Genomic DNA, 21,363 nt, shown 5'->3' with positions numbered 1-21,363 from the left:
CGTGACCAAACCGTTATAGTCTCCATATGGTTTCAGCTCTCGGTGTATCGGTCGGTGCCAGCGCGGTGCGCGTGGCGTACCCGGACGACGAGGGTGCCGTGTTCCGGTCATTTCCCGTGGATTCGGCCCATGCCCACCCGGAACAGCTGGTCGCGGACTCCATCGAAACGCTGATGGCCGAGTGCCCCGCAGCCGACGAGGTGCAGGCGATCGGTGTCGCGTATCGGGACCAGGCGCAGGCCGCTGCGGTGCAGGCCGCAATGGGCGACTGCCGGCTGGTCCCGGAGGTGACGGCGGTGCTCCGGCAGCTCGAGGCGTCGGGACAGCTCGGCGACCATTCGACGCTCGTGTTCTACGACCTGGGTAGTTCCGGCCTCACGATCACGGTCGTCGACCGGCTCACCGGGGAGGCGCTCGGGGCGGCACGGTCCGACGAGATCAGCGGCGACGGCATCGACCGCTTGATCCGCGACCACCAGCTCGAGCAGGAACGCATTGCCCGCCCGGTCGACGAGGCCGCGGAGTGGGCGCTCACCGAGCGCTGCCGGCGGGCCAAGGAGGAACTGTCCACCAACACCGCGGTGTGCGTGCCCGGCGACGGCGGTCTGCTGCTGCTCTCGCAGGACAATCTCGATTCGCTCATCGTCCGCCCGGTGGAGGCGTCGGCGCGCCTGGCGCGTGAGGTGATCGACTCGTCCGGGCGCCGACCGGACGCGGTGGTGCTGATCGGGGGCGGTGCGCACATCCCGCTGGTGGCGTCGCTGATGGAGTCGTGGCTCGCGCTTCCGGTGATCGTGCCCGCACAACCCGAACTGGTCGCGGCGGAGGGTGCCGCGGTGCTCGCGCAGGAACACTCGGGCCGGGCCGTGGCACCACCGGCCGCCGAGAAGTTCGCGAAGCCGGTGATCCGGGCCGGTGCGCTGGTCGGTGGTGCGCTGGCGGTCGTCGCGGTGATCGGTCTCGGTCTCGGCTTCGGCAACCAGGTGCGGGGCGCCGAGGGCGAGGCACGACCAGCCGCCACGCAGCCGAGCGCCGAGGAGGCGGCTCCGTCGCCGACGCCGTCACCGGTGGCGCCGCCGCCGGCCGCGGTGTCGATTCCGGAGCCGGCCCAGGAGGAGGCGAGCGTGCCGGATCCCGCGCCCGCACCGGCCCCCGCCCCGCAGCCCCTCATTCCCGGTCTACCGCAGATTCAGCTGCCGACCCTCCCGCCGCCCCCGCCGTTGCCTCCGCTGCCCCGGATTCCGGGCCTCTAGCGGTTCGGAGCGGGTTTTACCGGCGCAGCATGTCCCGGACGTGGCCGGTCTCGTTGACCGACGCCACCCGCCGCTCACCGCTGCGGGAGACGAGCACCCGCGTCACGGACACGTACTCGATCGGGAACACGAGGGGCCGGTCGAGGCCGAGAAGCTCCTGCAGGAACACGTTGATGACGCCGCCGTGGGCGAACACCGCGACGGTGTCCTCGTGGCCGGACTCGTCGACGATGCGGCCGAGGGAGTCGAACACCCTGGTGCGGAATGCGTCGGCGTCGACGGACTTCGGGAACTCGCCTGCCCGGATGCGGGCGTAGGCCTCCGGCGCCCGTGCCTCCGCCTCGTGGAACGGGATGTAGTGGTCGAGATCGTAGTCGTATTCCGCGAGACCGACGTATTCGGTGACGGGAAGGTTGAGCGCCTCGGCGACCGGCGCCGCGGTCTCGAGTGCGCGTCGTTGCGGGCTGCTCACGATCCGGGCGATGCGGTACGGGGCCAGCGCGGCGGGCAGCCGCTTGGCCTGGGCGTGACCTTCCTCGGTCAGTGCGGGGTCCGCGCGCACGCCGGACGTGGTGACGAGCTCGGGCAGCGCGTGGCGGATCAATAGCAGTTGCACGCACCTCAGCTTGCCAGCTGCCGCACCAGCGCCGCGATCTGGCCGGGCTGATCGATCATCGCGTGGTGGTGCGCGGGGCGCACGACGCGGAACCTGGCACCCAGGAAGTGTGCGAACTGCTTCTGCGTGCGGATCCACGCCGACCCCCAGGGCGTCGGGCGGCCGGTGTGGGCGGCGGCCACGACGATGGGCGCCGTGATCGTCGTGGTGTCGCGCAGCGCGGCCAGTTCCTGGGCCAGCGCCGGGTACGACGCGTTCTCGACGATCGACGATTCGAGGTAGGCGGGCTCGCGGTAGATCCGCTCGACCCACCGGCGGGTGTCCGGGGCGAGCCCGTCGGGCGGGGTCGAATGGTTCAGGATCCGGCGGACCGTGGGGCCGAGAAGTTTCTGCAGTCCGGCCGCGCTGGCCGCCCGGGCCACTCGCCGGCCCGCCGTGACGCGCCACCGGGTCGGGATCACGCGGTGCGGACGGGTGGTGACGGTGGCGTCCAGCAGAATCACGCCGCCGGTTCGCTCGGGGTACAGCCGCGCGAACGCTTCGACGTAGATGCCGCCGAGCGAGTGGCCCACGAGCACGGCCGGGGTGGTCACCCGTAGCGCGTCGAGGACGTCGGCGATTCGGTCGGCCTCGCCGCGAGCGGACGGTCGATCGCCGGACGGGGGACTGAGTCCGTACCCGGGACGATCGATCCGCACGACGAGGCAGGTCCCGGACAGCTGTTCCACCACGTCGTCCCAGTCGAACCAGTTCCCGCCGAGGCCGCCGTAGAGGACGACGGGTGGTCCGTCGCCGTCGACCACCACGTGCACACCGACGACCATTTCCCCAGGACGTTTCACGTGGAACCATCCTTTTCCGGGGTGACGTGAATCACGCTGAGTGCCACGAAGATCAGCCACCCGCAGAACGCGAGCAGTTGAACGCGCTGGCCGAGCCCGAGCCACGCGTCCTGTTCGCCGCGTAGTCCGGCGGCCGTCAGCGTCCACACCGTGCCCCCGATGAACACGATCGCCACGGCCACGCCGGTCACTTTCAGCCAGGCCGGCCAGCCGTACCGGAACGCGGCCAACAGGAACGCGAGGCTCGACACGACGGCGCCCGTCGACGCGGACGCGCTGGTCACGGCGTGCAAATCGTGGGTCAGGGGCAGGTGCCCGGCGGACTCACGCGCGGCGCACATGGCGTCGGTGGTGGCCGCACAACTCATCGGCAGGCGCGAATCGGCGATGGTCGCGACAGCGAACACGATCAGCCCGATCCACCCGACCGCCGTCACCCAGCCCTGCGAGTACCGCGACAGTCCGAGTACCCCGGCCACGGCGACGATGCATCCGGTCACCAGGTCGCTGGTGCGGAACACGAATCCGTACGGCTGGTCCGCGGCGGCGAGTTCGCTCGCGAACCCCCGCAGCGGGTCGATGCCGGTGTCGAGGACGAATTCGAGCAGCCACGACGCGTAGCCGACGGCGCCGAGGATCAGCAGAGCCGCGACGGCCACCCGGCCACGGGCGGTCATTGCCTCGGCTTGGCCAGGGGGAAGGCGAGGGTTTCGCGGATACTGCCGCCGGTGATGAGCATGACCACCCGGTCGACGCCCATGCCGAGCCCACCCGTCGGTGGCATGGCGTGCTCGAGGGCCTGCAGGAAATCCTCGTCGAGTTCCATCGCCTCCTCGTCGCCGCCTGCCGCGAGCATCGACTGCTCGGTGAGCCGGTTCCGCTGATCGACCGGGTCGGTGAGTTCGCTGTAGGCGGTGCCGAGTTCGACGCCCCACGCGACGAGGTCCCATTTGGCCGCGACCCCCGGAATAGTGGGGTGCGGACGCGTCAGCGGCGACATCGACGTGGGGAAGTTGGTGTAGAACGTGGGGAACTCGGTGTAGTCCTCCACCAGGTGCTCGTACATCTCCTGTGCCACGGCGCCCGCGTCCCACGCCGACTGGTACGGGATCTCGTGCTCGTCGCAGAGCCGTTGCAGTTCCGCGAGCGGCGTCTCGGGGGAGACGTCGACGCCGAGTTTCTCGGCGACCGCCTGGTGCATCGTCTTGACGGGCCATTCGCCGGAGATGTCGACCTCCACCAGCGTGCCGTCGGGGCCGGGCCGCATGATGATCTCGCGCCCGTACGCCGCGACCGCCGCGGTCTGGATGAGCTCCCGGCACAGGACCATCATCTTCTCGTAGTCGCTGTGCGCCTCGTACGCCTCGAGGATCGTGAATTCGGGGTTGTGCTTGAAATCGACGCCCTCGTTGCGGAAGACGCGGCCGATCTCGAACACCTTCTCCATGCCGGCGACGCACAGCCGCTTGAGATACAGCTCCGGCGCGATCCGCAGATACAGGTCCAGGTTGTACGCGTTGATATGGGTGAGGAACGGGGCCGCGTTCGCGCCGCCGTGCACCTGCTGCAGGATCGGGGTCTCCACCTCGAGGAAACCGCGTCCGCCGAGCGAATCTCGCAGCGACTTCACGACGGCGCTGCGGGCCTCGAGCAGGCGGCGGGCGTCGGAGTTGATGGCGAGGTCGACGTACCGCTGCCGCACCCGGGTCTCCGGGTCGGACAGGCCCTTCCACTTGTCGGGCAGGGGGTGCAGGCACTTGCCGGTCATGCGCCACTCGTTCGCGAGCAGCGACAGCGCACCGCGACGGCTGTATCCGATGACGCCGGCGACCTCGACGAGGTCACCGAGGTCGAATTCGGCGGCGAACGCCCGGATTCGGTCGGTACCCACCCGGGCCTCGTCGACGAGGATCTGGATGTCGCCGGACCAGTCCCGGACCACCGCGAACACCACGCCGCCGTAGTCGCGGATCCGGAGCAGGCGGCCGGCGATGCGGACCGTCGTTCCCTCCGGCGACTCCACGGCCTCGGTCACGGTGTGGGAGGGCGGATACGCGACCGGGTAGGGGTCGATGCCCTGTTCCGCGAGGCCGGCCAACTTGTCGAGCCGGACGCGAACCTGCTCGGGACGTTTCGGTCCGGTCGCCGCCGGTGCCAGGCCCTCGCCGGGTGCGCTGCCGTCGGAGTGCAGTCCCTCGGCGGCGACGAGCGCGGCGGGGACCGCGGCGTGGTGGCCGGTGTGCGCGATGGCGTCGTGGGTGCCGGAACGTCCGAACCGGGGCAGGGTCACGAATCCTTCCGCGACGGCCGACGCGAATCCGACGCGCAGCAGTTCCCGGTTGTCCTCGAAGCAGAGGAACCGCGGCACCCACTCCGGCTGGTACTTCACGTTGGACCGGTAGAGCGCCTCGAGCTGCCACCAGCGGGAGAAGAACACGAGGATCGAGCGCCAGATCCGCAGGATCGGTCCGGCCCCGATGCGGGAGCCCTCCTCGAAGACCGAACGGAACACCGCGAAGTTCAGCGACACCTTGGTGATGCCGAATTGGTCGGAGGTGGTGGCCAGTTCGGACACCATCAGCTCGACCACCCCGTTGGGGGAGGTCGGCCTGCGGCGCATCAGGTCGAGGGAGACGCCCGTGGGTCCCCACGGAACCAGCGACAGGATGCCGTCGATCTCGCCGTCCTCGGCGATGGCCTCCACCAGCAGGCAGTCGCCGTCGAGGCGGTCGCCGAGCCGGCCGAGAGCCATCGAGAAGCCGCGCTCGGTCTCGGTGTCCCGCCACGAGTCCGCGAGCCGGATGGCCTCGGCCATCTCTTCGGCGGGAACGTCGCGGTGCCTGCGGATCCGGACGGTGATGCCCTGGCGGCGGACGCGGGTGACGGCCTGGCGGACCTGCCGCATGTCGCGTCCGCTGAGGTTGAACTCGCGGGTGCGGAGGATCGCTTCGTCGCCGAGTTGGAGGACGGTGAGACCGGCCTTGTTGTAGGCGGTGGCCCCGGTTTCGCTGGCACCCATCACGGCGGTGGCCCAACCGTATTGGGACGCGAGCGCCTGCCACGCCTCGATCGCGTGCGGCCACGCCTCCGGGTCGCCGATCGGATCGCCGCTGGCCAGGCACACGCCCAGTTCGACGCGGTAGGTGATGGCCGCTTTCCCGCTGGGCGCGAACACGACGGCCTTGTCGCGGCGGGTGGCGAAGTAGCCGAGGGAGTCGTCGGCGCCGTACTGCAACAGCAGTCCGCGCAACGCCGATTCGTCGTTACCGGTGAGCGCGTTGTGGGAGCGCTGGGCGCGGAACAGCGTGATGACGGCGGCCAGCAGGGCGATCGCGCCGAACAGGCCGAGGAGGGTGTTGACGAATCCGTGTGGTCGACCGCTGAATTGTTCGTTGTCGGCGGCGGCGAGCGCGGTCACGCGGTTGAGCGCCCACAGGAAACGCTCGCCCTGCGGCAGGGTGCCGGGGAACAGTTCGACGAGCGCCCACCCGACGAGGGTGCCGATGGCGAGACCGACGATGAGCACGCCCAGCGCTTTCCAGCCGGCGCCGCGCCGGACCCGGGTGTAGAACTCGGGCCGGGCCGCGATCAGGATGCCGATCAGCACCACCTGGACCACGGCGGCGACCATGGCGTTCACGTTCCGGTCGGTGATGCTCACGATCACGTTGGTGATCAGGATGAGAGTCAGGTAGATCGTCAGCAGCCACCACGCGATGCGCTTGCGGCTCGCCAGCGCCGCCGCGAGCAGCGCGACCACCAACGCCCACGACAGGCTGGTGTCGGGCGCGTCGAAGTAGTAGGTGTCGATGTACTCCCGCGGCACGTGCACGTAGTAGCGCAGTACCGGCGAGATGCTCCACAGGAACACGAGCACCGAGAAGACGCCCAGGATCAGTCCCGCGATGTGGGGAACCTGGTGCAGGCGCCCGTTCTTCGAGCCGAGTGCGGGCCGGGGCCGTGGTGCGGTGAGGTCGGCCTCGGACGCGTGGTGGGTCTCGGTGCTAGCTGACATCGAGCGTTTCCTTCCCGGCAAGAGATACGTACCGATCACGGGAGACAGATGTTCCAGTGTTCAGTGTGAGCCGTCGGGCCGCGATTTGGGCGAAGAGGGAAGATAGAGGCATGTCCGACATTCACGACGCCGTGCCGATCCGCGACGAATCCATCCGTCTCGGCCAATTCCTGAAGCTCGCCAACCTCATCGAGTCGGGGGCCGAGGCGAAGGAAGTGATCGCCGACGGACTCGTGTCGGTGAACGGTGAGGTCGAGGTGCGGCGGGGCCGTCAGTTGCGGGACGGGGACGTCGTGGAGATCGGTGGGATGACGGCTCGGGTGAGTTCTCAGTCCTGACGGCCCGCGGTCGCGAACCGCTGCAGGAACAGTGCCTCGGCGACGGCGAGGTTCTCGATTTCGCTGGGATCCACACTCTCGTTGGGGGCGTGGATGAGGCAGCGCGGTTCCTCCACCCCGATCAGGGCGATCTCCGCCGCCGGGATCATGGCCGAGAAGACGTTGCACAGCGGGATGGAGCCGCCCTGCCCGGCGGTTCCGAGGTCTTTCCCGAACGCCTCCTCCATCGCTGCGCCGAGGGCGACGTACCCGGGACCGTCCGTGGTCGCGCGGAACGGGGAGCCCACCGCTTCGTGTTCCACCGTCACCCGCGCATTCCACGGTGCGGCGTTCTGGAGGTGCGCGGCGAGCGCGTCCTGCGCCCTCTGCGGGTCCATGCCGGGCGGTACCCGCAGGTTGAGGCGGGCCGAGGCGCGCGGCGCGATGGCGGCGGCGGAGCCGACCACGGGCGGGCAGTCGATGCCGAGGATCGTCAGGGCCGGCCGGGCCCACACGGCGTCGGCGACGGACCCGGAACCGGCGAGACCGACACCGTCGAGCACCCCGGCGTCCGTGCGGAACTGGGCCTCGGGGTAGTCGACGCCCGACCACGTCTGGTCCGATTCGAGGCCGTCGACGACGGTGTTGCCGTCCGTGTCACGCAGCGTGGCGAGCATCTGGACGAGCGCGGCGAGCGCGTCGGGGGCCGGACCGCCGTACATGCCCGAATGGACCTCCCCGGCCAAGGTCTCGACGTGCACGACCACGTTCGCGATGCCGCGCAGTGTGGTGGTGACGGTGGGTCTGCCGACGGCGGCGTTCCCGGTGTCGACGACGAGGATCATGGCGGCGTCGAACAGTTCGGGCCTGGCCTCGACGAGGTTCTCGAGCCCGCCGGTGCCCATTTCCTCGGACCCTTCGGCGACGATTCGGATGCCGACGGGGAACGGGGTGCCGAGTGCGCGCAGCGCCAGCAGGTGCATCACGATGTTGCCCTTGCAGTCGGCCGCGCCGCGCCCGTACCAGCGCCCGTCCCGCTCGGTGAGGGTGAACGGGTCGGTGTGCCAGAGTTTCTCGTCGCCGGGCGGTTGAACGTCGTAGTGGCAGTACAGCAGCACCGTCGGGGCGCCGTCCGGCGCGGGTTGATGTCCGACGACGGCGTGTGAACCGTCGGACGTCTCGATCAGTTCGACGTGTCCGATTCCGGCTCCGACGAACGCGTCCTTGACCCATTCGGCGGCGCGAACGCACTCCTCCGGTGGGAACTGCCGCGGATCGGCCACCGACCGCATGGCTACCAGTTCGGCGAGTTCGTCACGCGCCGTGGGCATCAGCGCGGCCACCTTGGAACGGATTTCGTCGGACATCAACGCCTCCTCGAAATTCAGACTCAGCGGACGACGACGCCGTCCTGATCGCTGTAGACGGTCTCGCCGGGGTTGAACGTCACGCCGCCGATCTCGATCGGGACGTTCTTCTCACCGGAGCCGGTCTGGGTGCTCTTGCGGGGGTTGGTGCCGAGTGCCTTGACGCCGATGTCCAGGGTCTTCAGGATCGCCGAGTCGCGGACCGCACCGTTGACGATCACGCCGGCCCAGCCGTTGTCGACGCCGCGACCGGCGATGATGTCGCCGACCAGTGCGGTGTGGATGCTGGCGTCGCCGTCGACCACGAGGACGCCGCCGTTGCCGGGCTCGCCGAGGGTCTGCTTGACCAGCAGGTTGTCCTGGAAGCACTTGATGGTGGTGATGGGGCCGGAGAACACTTCACGGCCGCCGAACTGGATGAACTGCGTGTCGCAGCTCCGGATGTCGGGTCCGATCTCGTCTGCCAGGTCAGCGGTTGCCACGGGTTCAGTCATACGCGCCAGGATAGAGGTCCGGCGCTGGGAGAATGCGAGCCATGACCATTGCAGTGACTGGAGCCACCGGGTCCGTCGGCGGCAAGGTGCTCGAGAGGCTCGGCGGCGGCGCGGGTGTGCGGCTGATCGGGCGGAACGCGCAGCGGCTCGAGCCGCTGGCCGAGCATTTCGACTCCGCGTTCGCCGTGGCCACGTACGCCGACGGTCCGGCGATGACGGCCGCGCTGGACGGCGTCCGGTTGCTGTTCCTCGTCTCGGGTCACGAGAGCGCGACCCGGCGCGAGGAGCACCGCACCGCTGTGGACGCGGCCCGTGCCGCCGGGGTGGAGCGGATCGTCTACCTGTCGTTTCTGGGTGCGGCGCCCGAGTGCACGTTCACGTTCGGCCGCGACCACTACTTCACGGAGCAGCACATCCGGGAGAGCGGCCTGAAGTTCACGTTCCTGCAGGACGGCTGGTATCAGTCGATGATTCCGCTGATGGCCGACGATCAGGGCGTCATCCGGGGACCCGCCGGGGACGGCCGGGTGAGCGCGGTGGCGCCCGACGACGTCGCGGATGCGGTGACGGCCGTGCTCACCACCGGTAACGGCGACCACGACAGCGTCACCTACCGGCTGACCGGACCCGACGCGTTCACCCTCACCGAGGCCGCGGAGACGATCACGAGGGTGACCGGACGTTCGGTGCGTTTCGAGAACGAGACCCTGGACGAGGCGTACGCGTCCCGGGCCCACTACGGGGCCCCGGACTTCGAGGTCGCAGGGTGGGTGACCTCGTACGCAGCGATCGCGGCCGGCGAGTTGGCGGTGGTGACGGGCGACGTCGAGGCGCTCACCGGGCGCCCGCCGCAGACCTTCGCCGACTACCTTTACAGCTACACTTGACCCGTCCTGGCATAGCGAGCGGTAGATAGGTCTTTGATGGTCAGCTCATCCAAGGGTGCGACGCCGCCCATCGAGGTCGGCAACGCGGCAGACTGGCGCCGCCTCGAACCCACGAAGTTGACGCCGATCCTCAGCGCCTCCCTCGACGCATTCTACGAACACGGCTTCCACGGCACGTCGGTGCGCGACATCGCCCGCCGAGTCGGTGTCACGGTACCTGCTCTGTACTACCACCACGAGAACAAGGAGGCCGTTCTCCTCGCGCTTCTCGAACTCTCCACCAGCGACGTCCTCGAGCGGGCCCACGCCGCGAGCGCCGACGGCGGCGACGATCCGGTGCAGCGGCTCGCCAACGTGATCGAGGCGATCGTGCTGCGGATGACCATGCGGTCCCGCCTGGCGGCGCTCGAGAGCGAGGTGCGTTACCTGAGCCCGGACAACCGGCAGCGGTACCGCACCGTCCGCAAGGGCGTGGAGGAACTGGTCCTCGAGATCGTCAAGGAAGGCAAGAAGCGGGAACTGTTCGACGTGGCGGACGCCGCGGAGACCACCCGGGCGCTTCTCGGCATGTGCCAGTCGATTCCGCGCTGGTACCACGCCGAAGGCAAGCTGACCCCGGACGCCGTGGCCCGCAAGTACGTCGAGATCGCCATGAAGACGGTCGGCTCCACCGAGCTTCCCGTCAAGCCGAAGAAGAGGCGCACCGCCGACGTCTGACCGGCGATGCGCCCCGGCAGGGTGCGGTTTTCAGCTCCCCAGACCCGATGACGCGACGACGTCGAACTGCGCTGTCGCCTCGGCGGGGGTGCCGTTCGGCGGGGCGAACGTGAACACGACGGAGTAGCGGCCGGCCTCGTGCGTCCGGATCGCGGCCGTCCCGGCACCGAGGGTGAGCGGGATGCTGCGGGTGTTCACGTCGCCGTCGGGTTCGGTGATCTCGAGTTCGACCGGGGTGGATCCGTCCGTGCCAGTTGGGGTGGGAGTGACCAGCGCGCCGAGCGTCACCAGATTGTTGGCGCGGACGGTGCCGATCGGCGGAATGACGGTGATCTGGTAGGTGGTGGCGGCGGTTGCCGTGGGCGCCAGAGCAAGTGTGGCCGCTCCGGCCAGTGCGGCAATGGTCAGGGTCCCTCGCGTGAAGTTCACACAATCCCTTCCTGTCGACGGTCGCTACGCGCAGCCACGTTACGGCAGAACGGGGAGTTGCCCACCCTCATTCGCCGTGTGTCCGAGAATAGTTCGAACACACGGCTTTACGTCGGTCAGGCGTCCAAAGCTGTTCGGGATGCGGTGTTTTCCGGCGCGACCGTACCGTTGGTGTGCTGCACGGGGCAGGTTCGGGGGAAGGTGCCCAGTTTCTCCACTTCGTACCCGGTCGGGTAGCTGCGAATGTTGGGGAGGTCGCGGGCGAACTTGGGCACGGTGCGCACGGGATAGAACCGGACGAGGCGGGCGCGGGCCTTCAACGCGCCCCGGGACAGTGTCCGCACGAGGCGGGACGGCCTGCAGTAGGCGAACGCGTCGAGAAGGGGATCGTCCATGAGCGCCCACGAGAACCGCTTGATCAGGGCGGCGGGAGCGAGATTGTTCGGTGGGAACGTGCAGAGGAGGTCGAGCGTGGAGTCGGCGACGGCGCGGCCGCCGAGGTCGAAGAGGAAGTGTTCCCGCTCGTAGTCGTCCAGGAACTTCTCGAACGCCTCGAAGGTCTCGGGAATCTCCTTGATGCCCATGTACTTGCCGAGCGCACGGTAGTAGTTGGTGGAACCGACGATCTCGTTGCGGGTGAGTTTCCGCCAGCCGAAGTCTTCGATCCAGCGCGCCGGGATCACCACGAACGTCGACAGCACGTACCGCATGTCGTCGTTGGAGATGTCGTAGGAGCCGTGCATCTGGTTCATCCGGCGGATGCCGGCGCGGCCGGGGTCGCTGGTGAGGCCGTGTTCGAGGACCGCGTCGAGGATCAGGCCGGTGTCGTCGTAGCGATTCTGGACGCGTTCGGTGAATTCGCCGGTCTCGAACAGCAGTCTGCCGATGGTGGGCACCGCGTACGTCCGGAACAGCGCGAAGCTGAGGGCCTGGTTGATGTCCCAGGGAAACTCCTGCGTTGCGAGAATCCGGGCGATCTCTTCGTACTGCGTCTCGGGGTCGAGGCGGTCGGTCCGGCGACGTAGGTCGAAGCGTTTCATGAGTTTCACTTCCTGCAGCGGCTGTGACAGATGGCCAGGCAATTTAGCGATCGTTCAGATGACTCGACTGTATCTCCCGTCACAGTGCGACGCCAGAGTGGCATTATGCAAACACATGGCACGAAATTCACCGCAGACCGACCGCATCGTGATGCTGACGGAACTCCTCGCCGACGAACCGGAGACGCCCCGGAGCCTCGCAGACATCGCCCGGCACCTCGGCGTCGCGAAGGCCACCTGCTATCCGATGGTCGTCGCACTGACCGAGGCCGGCTGGCTCATCCGGCACCCCACCCGCAAGACGTACCGTCTGGGTCCCGCACTGATCCCGGTCGGGCGGGCCGCGGAGACGGCCACGGACGTCGTGGACCTCGCGCGGTCGGTGATGCACGAACTGGCCGACGCGTCCGACATGGCGTCCATCGCGTTCGTGCAATCGGGAAGCGACGTGGTGGTCGCGGAGGTGGTGCAACCGGTCGGCGGGCGCCGGGGAACCCTCGGGTTGCGCCTCGGCGACAAGGTGCTGCTGGTGCCGCCGATCGGTTCGGGGATCGCGGCCTGGTATCCGCAGGAGCAGCGCGACGAGTGGTACGCCCTCGGCGGGCAGAGTCTGGGTGTCGACGTGGACGTGCTGCGCGCGACGTACGAGCCGGCCCTCGCGCTCGTCCGGGAGCGCGGATACGCGATGGAATGCATGCAGCAGCAACAGCATTCGCTGGCAGATGCAGTGTCGGAACTCCGTGGTCGCGGAGTGGGTGGGCACCGCTCGACCGTCGCGCTGCGAGAGGCGCGCAAACTGCTGTCGGCGGATGCGGTGGTCGGTGACATCGACCCGGAGGGCAGCTACCAGCCGCTGTCGATCAACGCGGCGGCGTTCGACCGCGACGGTGAACCGGCGGTCGTGCTGTGCGTCGCCGATGCGTCCCGGCCGATATCGGGGGTACGCACGGCGGAAATCGGTGAGTTGGTCCGCGACGCCGCGGCCCGGGTGACGGCCGCCATGCACGGCCGCCACCCGTGAGTACTTGTTAACCGCCCGCGGTTAACAAGTACTCACAGCTACTTGAGTTCTGCCAGGACGGTGCCCTGGGTGATGGCGGAGCCGGGTTCGACGGACAGGCCGGTGACGGTGCCGGCCTTGTGGGCGTTGACCGGGTTTTCCATCTTCATGGCCTCGAGGACGGCGATGAGGTCGCCCTCGGCGACTTCCTGGCCTTCTTCGACGGCGACCTTGACGACGGTGCCCTGCATGGGGGCGGTGACGGCGTCACCGGACGCAGCGCCGCCGGCGGCGCCGCCGCGGGTGCGGGCCTTGGGCTTCTTGCGGGCCGGGCCGGCGGGGGCGCCGCCGGTGCCGAGGGTGAACTGGCCGGGCAGCGACACCTCGACGCGGCGGCCGCCGACCTCGACGACGACGTTCTGCCGGGGCAGAGTGTCCTCGTCGTCGAGCGGGGCGCCACCGGTGAACGGTTCGACCTGGTTGTCCCATTCGGTTTCGATCCACTTGGTGTAGACGTCGAAGCCGGTGCCGTCGCCGATGAAGGCGGGGTCGGAGACGATGGCCCGGTGGAACGGGATGACGGTCGCCAACCCTTCGACCTGGAATTCGGCGAGGGCGCGGCGGGCCCGGGCGAGGGCCTCGTCGCGGGTGGCGCCGGTGACGATCAGCTTGGCGAGCATGGAGTCGAACTGGCCGCCGATCACCGACCCGGTTTCGACGCCGGAGTCCATCCGCACGCCGGGGCCGGTGGGGGGCACGAACTTGGTGACCGGTCCGGGGGCGGGCAGGAAGCCGCGGCCGGCGTCCTCCCCGTTGATGCGGAACTCGAAGGCGTGCCCGCGGGGGGTGGGGTCCTCGGTGAGGTCGAGGTGCTCGCCGTTGGCGATCTTGAACTGCTGCAGAACCAGGTCGATGCCGGCGGTTTCCTCGGTGACGGGGTGTTCGACCTGCAGGCGGGTGTTGACCTCGAGGAAGGACACGGTGTCGCCCTGGACGAGGTATTCGACGGTGCCGGCGCCGTAGTAGCCGGCCTCTTTGCAGATGGCCTTCGCGGAGGAGTGGATCCGGGCGCGCTGGTCGTCGGTGAGGAATGGGGCCGGGGCCTCCTCGACGAGTTTCTGGAAGCGGCGCTGCAGGGAGCAGTCGCGGGTGCCGGCGACGATGACGTTGCCGTGCTGGTCGGCGATGACCTGCGCTTCGACGTGCCGGGCCTTGTCCAGATACTGTTCGACGAAGCATTCGCCGCGGCCGAACGCGGCGACGGCCTCGCGGGTGGCGGAGTCGAACAGTTCGGGGATTTCCTCGATGGTGTGGGCGACCTTCATGCCGCGGCCACCGCCGCCGAAGGCGGCCTTGATGGCGACGGGGACGCCGTATTCCTTGGCGAAGGCGACGACCTCGTCGGCGTTGCGGACGGGGTCCTTGGTGCCGGCGGCCATCGGGGCCTTCGCCTTTTCGGCGATGTGGCGGGCGGTGACCTTGTCGCCGAGGTCGCGGATCGACTGCGGGGACGGGCCGATCCAGATCAGGCCGGCGTCGATCACGGCCTGCGCGAAGTCGGCGTTCTCGGAGAGGAAGCCGTAGCCGGGGTGGATGGCGTCGGCCCCGGACTTGGCGGCGGCGTCCAGGATTTTGTCGAACACCAGGTAGGACTCGGCGGAGGTCTGTCCGCCGAGGGCGAAGGCTTCGTCGGCCAGGCGCACGAACGGGGCGTCGGCGTCGGGTTCGGCGTAGACGGCGACGCTGGCCAGGCCGGCGTCGGCGGCGGCCCGGATCACCCGCACTGCGATCTCACCGCGGTTCGCGACGAGCACCTTGGAAATACGTGCACTACTCATCGAAATGTCTTCCCTTTTCTACAGTTTCAGTAGCCTGCGTTGACCAGGACGGCAGCGGCGGCTACTTGCCGACGCAGAATGAGGGCGGGGGTGCCCCACGAATCGTCATCGGCCGCGGGCGTTTCCGCCGCGGAACCGGACGAGGCGATCGCAGCGAACACTGCGAGCACCGCGGCGATGTCCGTGTCGCTCGGGTTACCCGAGAACGTCACGGCCGGCGCCGCCGGCGGGGCTTCGGCGATGCCGGAGCCCAGCGCGATCTCGTCGAGCACCTCGTCGACAACCAGCTCCGCGGTCACAGCGGAATGTTCCCGTGCTTCTTGGGCGGGAGGGTGACCATTTTGCGTTCGAGCAGGCGCAGGGCGGCCACGATCTGTCCGCGGGTGTGGGACGGGGGGATGACGGCGTCGACGTAGCCGCGTTCGGCGGCGACGTACGGGTTGACGAGGGTGTCCTCGTATTCCTGCTGCAGTTGCAGGCGCAGGGCGTCGACGTCGTCGCCGTTCTTGGCGGCCTCGAGCAGGCGTTTGCGGTAGACGAAGCCGACGGCGCCGGAGGCACCCATGACGGCGATCTGGGCGGTGGGCCAGGCCAGGTTGACGTCGGCGCCCATGTGCTTGGAGCCCATCACGTCGTAGGCGCCGCCGTAGGCCTTGCGGGTGATGACGGTGATCTTGCCGACGGTGGCCTCACCGTAGGCGTAGAGCAGTTTCGCGCCGCGGCGGATGATGCCGTTGTATTCCTGGTCGGTGCCGGGCAGGAAGCCGGGGACGTCGACGAGGGTGATGATCGGGACGTTGAACGCGTCGCAGGTGCGTACGAAGCGGGCGGCTTTTTCGGAGGCGTCGATGTCGAGGCAGCCGGCGAAGACGGTGGGCTGGTTCGCGACGATCCCCACGCTGCGGCCGTCGACGCGGCCGAAGCCGACGACGATGTTGCCGGCGCGTTCGGCCTGGACCTCGAGGAATTCGTCGTCGTCGAGGATGCGGCGGATGACCTCGTGCATGTCGTAGGGCTGGTTCGCCGAGTCCGGGATCAGGGTGTCGAGTTCGAGGTCCTCGGCGGTGAGGGAGTCCTCGAGTGCTCCGGTGATCGGGTCGGTGGGCAGCATCCGGGGGGCGGCGGCCTGATTGTTCGACGGCAGGTAGGAGAGCAGGTCCTTGACGTAGTCGAGGGCGTCCTGTTCGCCGGAGGCGACGTAGTGGGCGACGCCGGACTTGACCATGTGGGTGTGCGCGCCACCGAGGTCTTCCATGGTGACGTCTTCGCCGGTGACGGTCTTGATGACGTCGGGGCCGGTGACGAACATCTGGGAGGTCTGGTCGACCATGACGACGAAGTCGGTGAGGGCGGGGGAGTAGACGTGGCCGCCGGCGGCGGGGCCCATGATCAGCGAGATCTGGGGGATGACGCCGGAGGCCTGGACGTTGCGGTGGAAGATTTCGCCGTAGAGGCCGAGGGAGACGACGCCTTCCTGGATGCGGGCGCCGGCGCCTTCGTTGATGCCGATCAGGGGGCGCCCGGTTTTGAGGGCGAGGTCCATGACCTTGACGATTTTTTCGCCGTAGATTTCGCCGAGGGAGCCGCCGAAGACGGTGGCGTCCTGGGAGAAGACGCAGACGTCGCGGCCGTCGACGGTGCCGTAGCCGGTGACGACGCCATCGCCCACGGGGCGGTTGTCGGCGAGGCCGAAGTTCACGCTGCGGTGGCGGGCGAGGGCGTCGAGTTCGACGAACGACCCGTCGTCCAGCAGGGCGGTGATGCGTTCGCGGGCGGTGAGCTTGCCCTTGGCGTGGACCTTCTCGACCGCGGCTTCACCGCTCGGGTGCTGCGCCTCGGCCTGACGATTACGCAGGTCGGCGAGCTTTCCCGCCGTCGTGTGAATATCGGGCGTGACCGCCGAATCTGTGACTGTCATCTATGACTGCTCTTCCCGTCGAGGCTGTCGGAACCTGCGCTGCACCCTGTGGGGTACGCGGTTCGTGGGAGTACCCACTCGGACGTTCGCCACTTTAACGCATTACTTATCGATCGTTCACGTGCGCTGCATCACTCCCGGAGAGGCGGTGTGATGCGTCACCCTGCAGTTACCGGTCCTCGGTGCGGCCGTGGCGGCGTTCGTAGTCCTCGCGCGTGCGGTCCGCGCGGCGCTGCGCTTTCTCGCCGACGAGGTCCGGATCGAGGCCGTGGCTGAGCAGACGGTGGCGACGGTAGATGTTCATCAGAGCGACCGCAAAGTAGAGCAACGGGAGCAGCAGCAGGGCCATCATCGCCAGCGGAATCCAGATCGGACCGGGGATGAGGAGGAACAACGCCAGCACCGCGGCGACGGGAAGCATGAAACGGAGCACGTACCGCACCGAGGCGCCCGGCCCGACGAGGTCGTTGCGGACCCAGTCCTGCATCGAATCCGGCAGCGTCCGACCGAACAGATACCCGACGTACTGACTGGGACTGGGACGCTGCGAATCGGACATGCGTTTCAGGATAGTGCTATTGCTTCTCCGCATTCGCGACGATGACGTCCCGCACGTACTGCGCCAGGCCCGGAGCGACGTCGTCGTAGTGCCTGCGGAAGCGGTCGTCGGCGAGGTACATCTCGGCGAGGTTCACCTGCATCGCGTGATCGCAGTCGTAGAACCGTTCGATGCCGGCGCGGTGCTGCTCGGCGAGTGCGTTGGCCCGATCGGATCCGGGTTCGACGCCGTCGGTCATCGCCTGTGCGAGTGCGGCTTCGACCGCGTCGCCCTCGGCCTTGATGCGTTTCCAGTCGTCCTTGCTCATCTTCGCGGTGCGCTGCTGGGACTGCTTCCACGCGTCGGTGTCGCCCCACCGCTCCTCGGCCTCGGCCGCGTACTCCTCGCCGGGCCAGTTGTCGCCGAAGATTTCGTTCTGCTCTTCGGGGGTGAGTTGAATGCCCATGCTTTTCGCCTCCATCATCTTCTCCACGGCTGCAGCCATCTCGTGTAAGCGATCGATCCGTTCGCTCAGCAACGCGTGCTGTCGCCGAAGATGCGCGAGGGCATCGACGTCCGGGTCGTCGAGGAGGGCTGCGATCTCCTCGAGGGGGAATCCCAGTTCGCGGTAGGTCAGTACGCGGTGCAGACGTTCCACGTCGGCGTCCGAATAGCTGCGGTACCCACCGGGGGTGCGGTCGGACGGGGTCACCAGACCGATCTCGTCGTAGTGGTGCAGGGTGCGCACGCTCACTCCGACCAGTCTGGCGACCACGCCGACCGTGTGTTTCTCGCTCACGACTCCTACCGTGCAGCCTTACGTCGCGTGAGGGTCAACTCAGGTGTAGAGATTTTCCAGTTCGCCCGAGAAGTTGGTCATCACGACCTTGCGCTTGAGTTTCATGCTCGGGGTGATCTCGCCGTTCTCGACGGTGAGTTCCCGTTCGAGGATGCGGAACTTCTTGATCTGTTCCCACCGGTTCAGGCCGGCGTTGAGTTCCTCGACGTAACCTCCGATCAGGTTGCGGGTCTCCTGGGCGTTGGCGATCTCGGCGAGAGATTTGCCGCCCAGGTTGTTGTTCTTCGCCCATTCCTCGATCGATTCGGCGTCGAGGGAGATCAGGGCGACGCAGTACGACTTCCCTTCGCCGTCGACGATGAGTTCACCGACGTAGGGGCAGATGCCCTTGAACGTGGCCGCCAGCGCGGACGGTGCGACGTATTTGCCGTTGGACGTCTTGAACATGTCCTTCTTGCGATCGGTGATCCGCAGGTAGCCTTTGTCGTCGAGTTCGCCGATGTCGCCGGTGTGGAACCAGCCGTCGTCGGTCAGCGCTTCCGCTGTGGCTTCGGGGTTCTCGTGGTAGCCGCTCATGACGCCCGGACCCTTGATGAGGATTTCGCCGTCGTCGGCGATCCGGGTCTCGGTGCCCGGGATGGGCCAGCCGACGGTGCCGAACTGGTACGCCGACGGGCGGTTGACGAACGAGGCGGCACTGGTCTCGGACAGCCCGTACCCTTCGAGGACGACGATGCCGACGGCGTCGAACCATTGCGCGACATCACGATTGAGCGCCGCGGAACCGGAGATGAAGAACTTCAGGCGTCCGCCGAAGCGTTCGCGAATCGTGCTGTACACCAGCCGATCCGCGACGGCGTGCTGTAGCGAGTCGAGCAGCGACGGACCCTTGCCGGCCTGCTTGGCCTTCGACACCCGCAGCCCGACGCCGATGGCCCAGTCGAAGATCTTCTCCTTCGGCCCGCCCTCGTCGCGGACGGTGGAGACGATTCGCGCGTACGCCTTCTCGAAGATGCGGGGGGCGGCGCCCATGAACGTGGGCTGGACGACCGCGAGGTTCTCGACGATCTTGTCGACGCGACCGTCGACCGCCGTCGCGAAACCGATCTGCAGCGGCAGCGTGAGCAGGACCTTCCCGAACACGTGGGACAGCGGGAGCCAGAGGTATTGCAGGTCGTCGGCGTCGAGGATGCCGGTGGCGTCGATCGCGGCCGCCTCGTACGTCCACGCCGAGTGCGACAGTCGCACACCCTTCGGCTTGCCGGTGGTGCCGGACGTGTAGATCAGGGTGGCGAGGTCGTCGGGGTCGATGGCCTCGATCCGGTCGTGCACGGCGTCGGGTGTCTCGGCCAGCAGTTCTTCGCCGAGGTCGTGTAGCTGGTCGAACGTGATGACCCAATCGTCGTCGCCGGGGCTGCCGTCGATGAGGACGACCTTCTCGACGTCGCCGAGTTCGCTGCGGTTCTCGCGCAGCTTGGCGAGTTGTGCGTCGTCCTCGGCGAAGACGACGCGGCTGCCGGAGTTGGCGACGATGTAGGCGACGTCGGCGGCCGTGGTGGTGGGGTACACGGTGGTGGTGGCCGCGCCGGCGCACATCACGGCGAGGTCGGCGAGCACCCATTCGTAGCGGGTGGCGGACGCCAGCGCCACCCGTTGCTCGGCCTGCACGCCGAGCACGATGAGACCGGCCGCGAGGTTGCGCACCCGGTCGCCCGCCTCGGACCAGGTGACGCTGGCCCACATCGTCGGGTCGTCCGGGTCGACGTATCGGAACGCTTCGCGACCGGGCGAGTGCGCCACCCGGTCCACGAACAGTGCGGCTACCGACGGAGCCCGATTCTCGATCTTGGAGCGGTCAATGACTTCGTCCGATGCGCGCTGAGCTGCCATGTACCGATCTTAGGAACCGGCGGCGCTCCGGGGAGTGGTTTCGGCGCGGGTCACGCGACCCCGGATGCCACCGTGCGGGGTTTCGCGACGATGGCGAGAGACATCACGGCCGCGATCGCGCACAGCCCGCCCGCGACGTAGAACGCGGCGTCGTAGCCGCCGAACTGGTCGCGCACCAGTCCCGCGAGGAACGCCACGAGGCCGGCGCCGATCTGGTGGGACGCCAGCACCCAGCCGAACACGATGGGGGCGTCGCCGCCGAAGTGTTTGCGGCACAGCGCGACGGTCGGGGGGACGGTCGCCACCCAGTCGAGGCCGTAGAAGATGACGAACGCGATCATCGGGGGGTGCACGGTGTTCGCGAACAGGATCGGCAGCAGCATCAGCGAGATCCCGCGCAGCACGTAGTAGATGCCGAGGAGCTTGCGTGAGTCGAACCGGTCGGTGAACCAGCCCGACGCGATGGTGCCGATCACGTCGAAGATCCCGATCACCGCCAGCAGGGTCGCCGCTGCCGTCACCGGCATGCCGTGGTCGTGCGCGGCCGGGACGAAATGGGTGCCGACGAGTCCGTTGGTGCTCGCCCCGCAGATGGCGAACGTGCCGGCCAGCAACCAGAACACGCGGGTCCGAGCCGCCGACAGCAGTACCGTCACGGCCCGGCCCGCGGCGCCGCCGCGACCGGTCGGGGCGGGTGGTTCCGCGACGTAGTCGGGCCCGGCGCCGTACGGGACCGTCCCGACGTCCGACGGCCGGTTGCGCAGGAACACGAGCACCAGCGGGACGACGGCAAGGGCGGCGAACGACACCGTCAGCGCCACGGTCTGCCAGTTGTAGCGTTCGGCGACCATCGCGAGGATCGGCAGGAACACCAGTTGTCCGGCGGCGCTGCCCGCGGTGAGGATGCCGGTGACGAGGCCGCGGCGGGCGACGAACCAGCGGTCGACGACGGTGGCGACGAAGGCGAGCGCCATCGAACCGGTGCCGAGCCCGACGAGCACGCCCCACAGCAGTACGAGTTGCCAGGTGGCGGTCATGAAGACGGTCAGTCCGCTGCCTGCGGACACCAGGACCAGCGCGGCGGTGACGACCCGGCGCATGCCGAAGCGTTCCATGAGTGCCGCCGCGAACGGTGACGTCAGCCCGTAGAGCACCAGGTTGATCGACACGGCGGAGGAGATGCTCGCCCGCGACCAGCCGAAGTCCTGGTGCAGGGGGTCGATCAGGATCGAGGGCGCCGCCCGGAAGCTGGCGGCTCCCACGAGGGCGAGGAACGCGACGGCCGCGACGAGCCAGGCGTAGTGCAGGCGGGCTGGGGTCGTCTGGGCGGGAGGTGCCGGGGGCGCGATGTCGGACGTCACGACGGTAAGTCTGCGGGACGGCGCCGCGCCGGAACAGTTGCC

Annotated in this window: 20 protein-coding genes; 5 read left to right on the top strand and 15 right to left on the bottom strand. The window is 68.5% G+C overall.

Annotated elements, in window-relative coordinates; translation table 11 throughout:
• Positions 1-26: 26 nt before the first annotated feature.
• Positions 27-1,253, top strand: a complete 1,227-nt coding sequence (locus JWS13_RS24760) for a DUF7159 family protein (protein WP_206008037.1) — start codon at positions 27-29, stop codon at positions 1,251-1,253.
• Between the two features lie 16 nt (positions 1,254-1,269).
• Here JWS13_RS24760 and JWS13_RS24755 read toward each other — a convergent pair whose 3' ends face one another.
• From JWS13_RS24755 to lysX, 4 genes are read right to left on the bottom strand one after another with little or no spacing between them, the layout of a single operon-like run.
• Positions 1,270-1,869 carry a histidine phosphatase family protein gene (locus tag JWS13_RS24755; RefSeq protein ID WP_124392310.1) on the bottom strand — a complete coding sequence of 200 codons (600 nt, stop codon included), beginning with the start codon at positions 1,867-1,869 and terminating at the stop codon, positions 1,270-1,272.
• Positions 1,870-1,874: 5 nt separating this feature from the next.
• The gene (locus JWS13_RS24750) at positions 1,875-2,693 is read right to left on the bottom strand and encodes an alpha/beta fold hydrolase (RefSeq protein ID WP_206011714.1); all 819 of its coding nucleotides are present in this window, start codon (positions 2,691-2,693) and stop codon (positions 1,875-1,877) included.
• Positions 2,694-2,707: 14 nt separating this feature from the next.
• Complete coding sequence (locus JWS13_RS24745) at positions 2,708-3,388, bottom strand: DUF998 domain-containing protein (protein ID WP_206008036.1); 681 nt, start codon at positions 3,386-3,388, stop codon at positions 2,708-2,710.
• Positions 3,385-6,726: a bifunctional lysylphosphatidylglycerol synthetase/lysine--tRNA ligase LysX gene (gene lysX / locus JWS13_RS24740; protein WP_206008035.1), complete on the bottom strand. Its 3,342-nt coding sequence runs from the start codon at positions 6,724-6,726 to the stop codon at positions 3,385-3,387. The genes JWS13_RS24745 and lysX overlap by 4 nt, the downstream gene beginning before the upstream one ends.
• Positions 6,727-6,836: 110 nt before the next feature.
• On the opposite strand from lysX, the gene JWS13_RS24735 reads away from it, so the two are divergent.
• Positions 6,837-7,064, top strand: coding sequence for an RNA-binding S4 domain-containing protein (locus JWS13_RS24735; RefSeq protein WP_005263380.1), 228 nt, complete (start codon positions 6,837-6,839; stop codon positions 7,062-7,064).
• Here JWS13_RS24735 and JWS13_RS24730 read toward each other — a convergent pair.
• Positions 7,055-8,410, bottom strand: a complete 1,356-nt coding sequence (locus JWS13_RS24730) for a dipeptidase (protein ID WP_206008034.1) — start codon at positions 8,408-8,410, stop codon at positions 7,055-7,057. The genes JWS13_RS24735 and JWS13_RS24730 overlap by 10 nt on opposite strands.
• Positions 8,411-8,433: 23 nt before the next feature.
• On the bottom strand, positions 8,434-8,904 hold the full coding sequence (gene rraA, locus JWS13_RS24725) for a ribonuclease E activity regulator RraA (RefSeq protein WP_005563989.1): 471 nt from the start codon (positions 8,902-8,904) through the stop codon (positions 8,434-8,436).
• Positions 8,905-8,945: 41 nt separating this feature from the next.
• Between rraA and JWS13_RS24720 the strand changes: the two genes are divergently transcribed.
• Positions 8,946-9,791, top strand: a complete 846-nt coding sequence (locus tag JWS13_RS24720; protein ID WP_206008033.1) for an SDR family oxidoreductase — start codon at positions 8,946-8,948, stop codon at positions 9,789-9,791.
• Positions 9,792-9,827: 36 nt separating this feature from the next.
• Positions 9,828-10,508, top strand: a complete 681-nt coding sequence (locus JWS13_RS24715; RefSeq protein ID WP_087554993.1) for a TetR/AcrR family transcriptional regulator — start codon at positions 9,828-9,830, stop codon at positions 10,506-10,508.
• Positions 10,509-10,538: 30 nt separating this feature from the next.
• On the opposite strand, the gene JWS13_RS24710 is transcribed toward JWS13_RS24715, so the two are convergent.
• Both JWS13_RS24710 and JWS13_RS24705 read right to left on the bottom strand, forming a co-directional pair.
• Positions 10,539-10,937, bottom strand: coding sequence for a hypothetical protein (locus JWS13_RS24710; RefSeq protein ID WP_206008032.1), 399 nt, complete (start codon positions 10,935-10,937; stop codon positions 10,539-10,541).
• Positions 10,938-11,053: 116 nt separating this feature from the next.
• Positions 11,054-11,977 (bottom strand): oxygenase MpaB family protein, encoded by a 924-nt coding sequence (locus JWS13_RS24705; protein WP_206008031.1) that lies wholly within the window; start codon positions 11,975-11,977, stop codon positions 11,054-11,056.
• A 115-nt stretch (positions 11,978-12,092) separates the two neighbouring features.
• Here JWS13_RS24705 and JWS13_RS24700 point away from each other — a divergent pair, with 115 nt between their 5' ends.
• On the top strand, positions 12,093-12,998 hold the full coding sequence (locus JWS13_RS24700; protein ID WP_206008030.1) for an IclR family transcriptional regulator: 906 nt from the start codon (positions 12,093-12,095) through the stop codon (positions 12,996-12,998).
• Between the two features lie 38 nt (positions 12,999-13,036).
• Here the strand turns inward: JWS13_RS24700 and JWS13_RS24695 are convergent, their stop codons facing one another.
• The 7 genes from JWS13_RS24695 to JWS13_RS24665 all read right to left on the bottom strand — a co-directional run bounded on the left by JWS13_RS24695 (position 13,037) and on the right by JWS13_RS24665 (position 21,321).
• Positions 13,037-14,815 carry an acetyl/propionyl/methylcrotonyl-CoA carboxylase subunit alpha gene (locus tag JWS13_RS24695; RefSeq protein WP_206008029.1) on the bottom strand — a complete coding sequence of 593 codons (1,779 nt, stop codon included), beginning with the start codon at positions 14,813-14,815 and terminating at the stop codon, positions 13,037-13,039.
• Positions 14,816-14,841: 26 nt separating this feature from the next.
• Positions 14,842-15,114, bottom strand: a complete 273-nt coding sequence (locus JWS13_RS24690; RefSeq protein ID WP_206008028.1) for an acyl-CoA carboxylase subunit epsilon — start codon at positions 15,112-15,114, stop codon at positions 14,842-14,844.
• Positions 15,111-16,733 (bottom strand): acyl-CoA carboxylase subunit beta, encoded by a 1,623-nt coding sequence (locus JWS13_RS24685; RefSeq protein ID WP_206008027.1) that lies wholly within the window; start codon positions 16,731-16,733, stop codon positions 15,111-15,113. Before JWS13_RS24685 ends, JWS13_RS24690 begins: the two co-directional genes overlap by 4 nt.
• A gap of 169 nt (positions 16,734-16,902) precedes the next feature.
• Positions 16,903-17,292: a DUF5313 family protein gene (locus JWS13_RS24680; protein WP_072943834.1), complete on the bottom strand. Its 390-nt coding sequence runs from the start codon at positions 17,290-17,292 to the stop codon at positions 16,903-16,905.
• A gap of 16 nt (positions 17,293-17,308) precedes the next feature.
• Positions 17,309-18,070 (bottom strand): MerR family transcriptional regulator, encoded by a 762-nt coding sequence (locus JWS13_RS24675; protein ID WP_206008026.1) that lies wholly within the window; start codon positions 18,068-18,070, stop codon positions 17,309-17,311.
• Between the two features lie 39 nt (positions 18,071-18,109).
• Positions 18,110-19,960, bottom strand: coding sequence for an AMP-dependent synthetase/ligase (locus JWS13_RS24670; RefSeq protein WP_206008025.1), 1,851 nt, complete (start codon positions 19,958-19,960; stop codon positions 18,110-18,112).
• 50 nt (positions 19,961-20,010) lie between these two features.
• Positions 20,011-21,321 (bottom strand): MFS transporter, encoded by a 1,311-nt coding sequence (locus tag JWS13_RS24665; RefSeq protein ID WP_206008024.1) that lies wholly within the window; start codon positions 21,319-21,321, stop codon positions 20,011-20,013.
• Between the last annotated feature and the right edge of the window lie 42 nt (positions 21,322-21,363).

The organism is Rhodococcus pseudokoreensis (genome assembly GCF_017068395.1).
In the GTDB taxonomy this organism is placed as follows: Bacteria; Actinomycetota; Actinomycetes; order Mycobacteriales; family Mycobacteriaceae; genus Rhodococcus_F; species Rhodococcus_F pseudokoreensis.
Note: the sequence above shows the minus strand (reverse complement) of the source record. Positions and strands in the feature narration are given on the sequence as shown.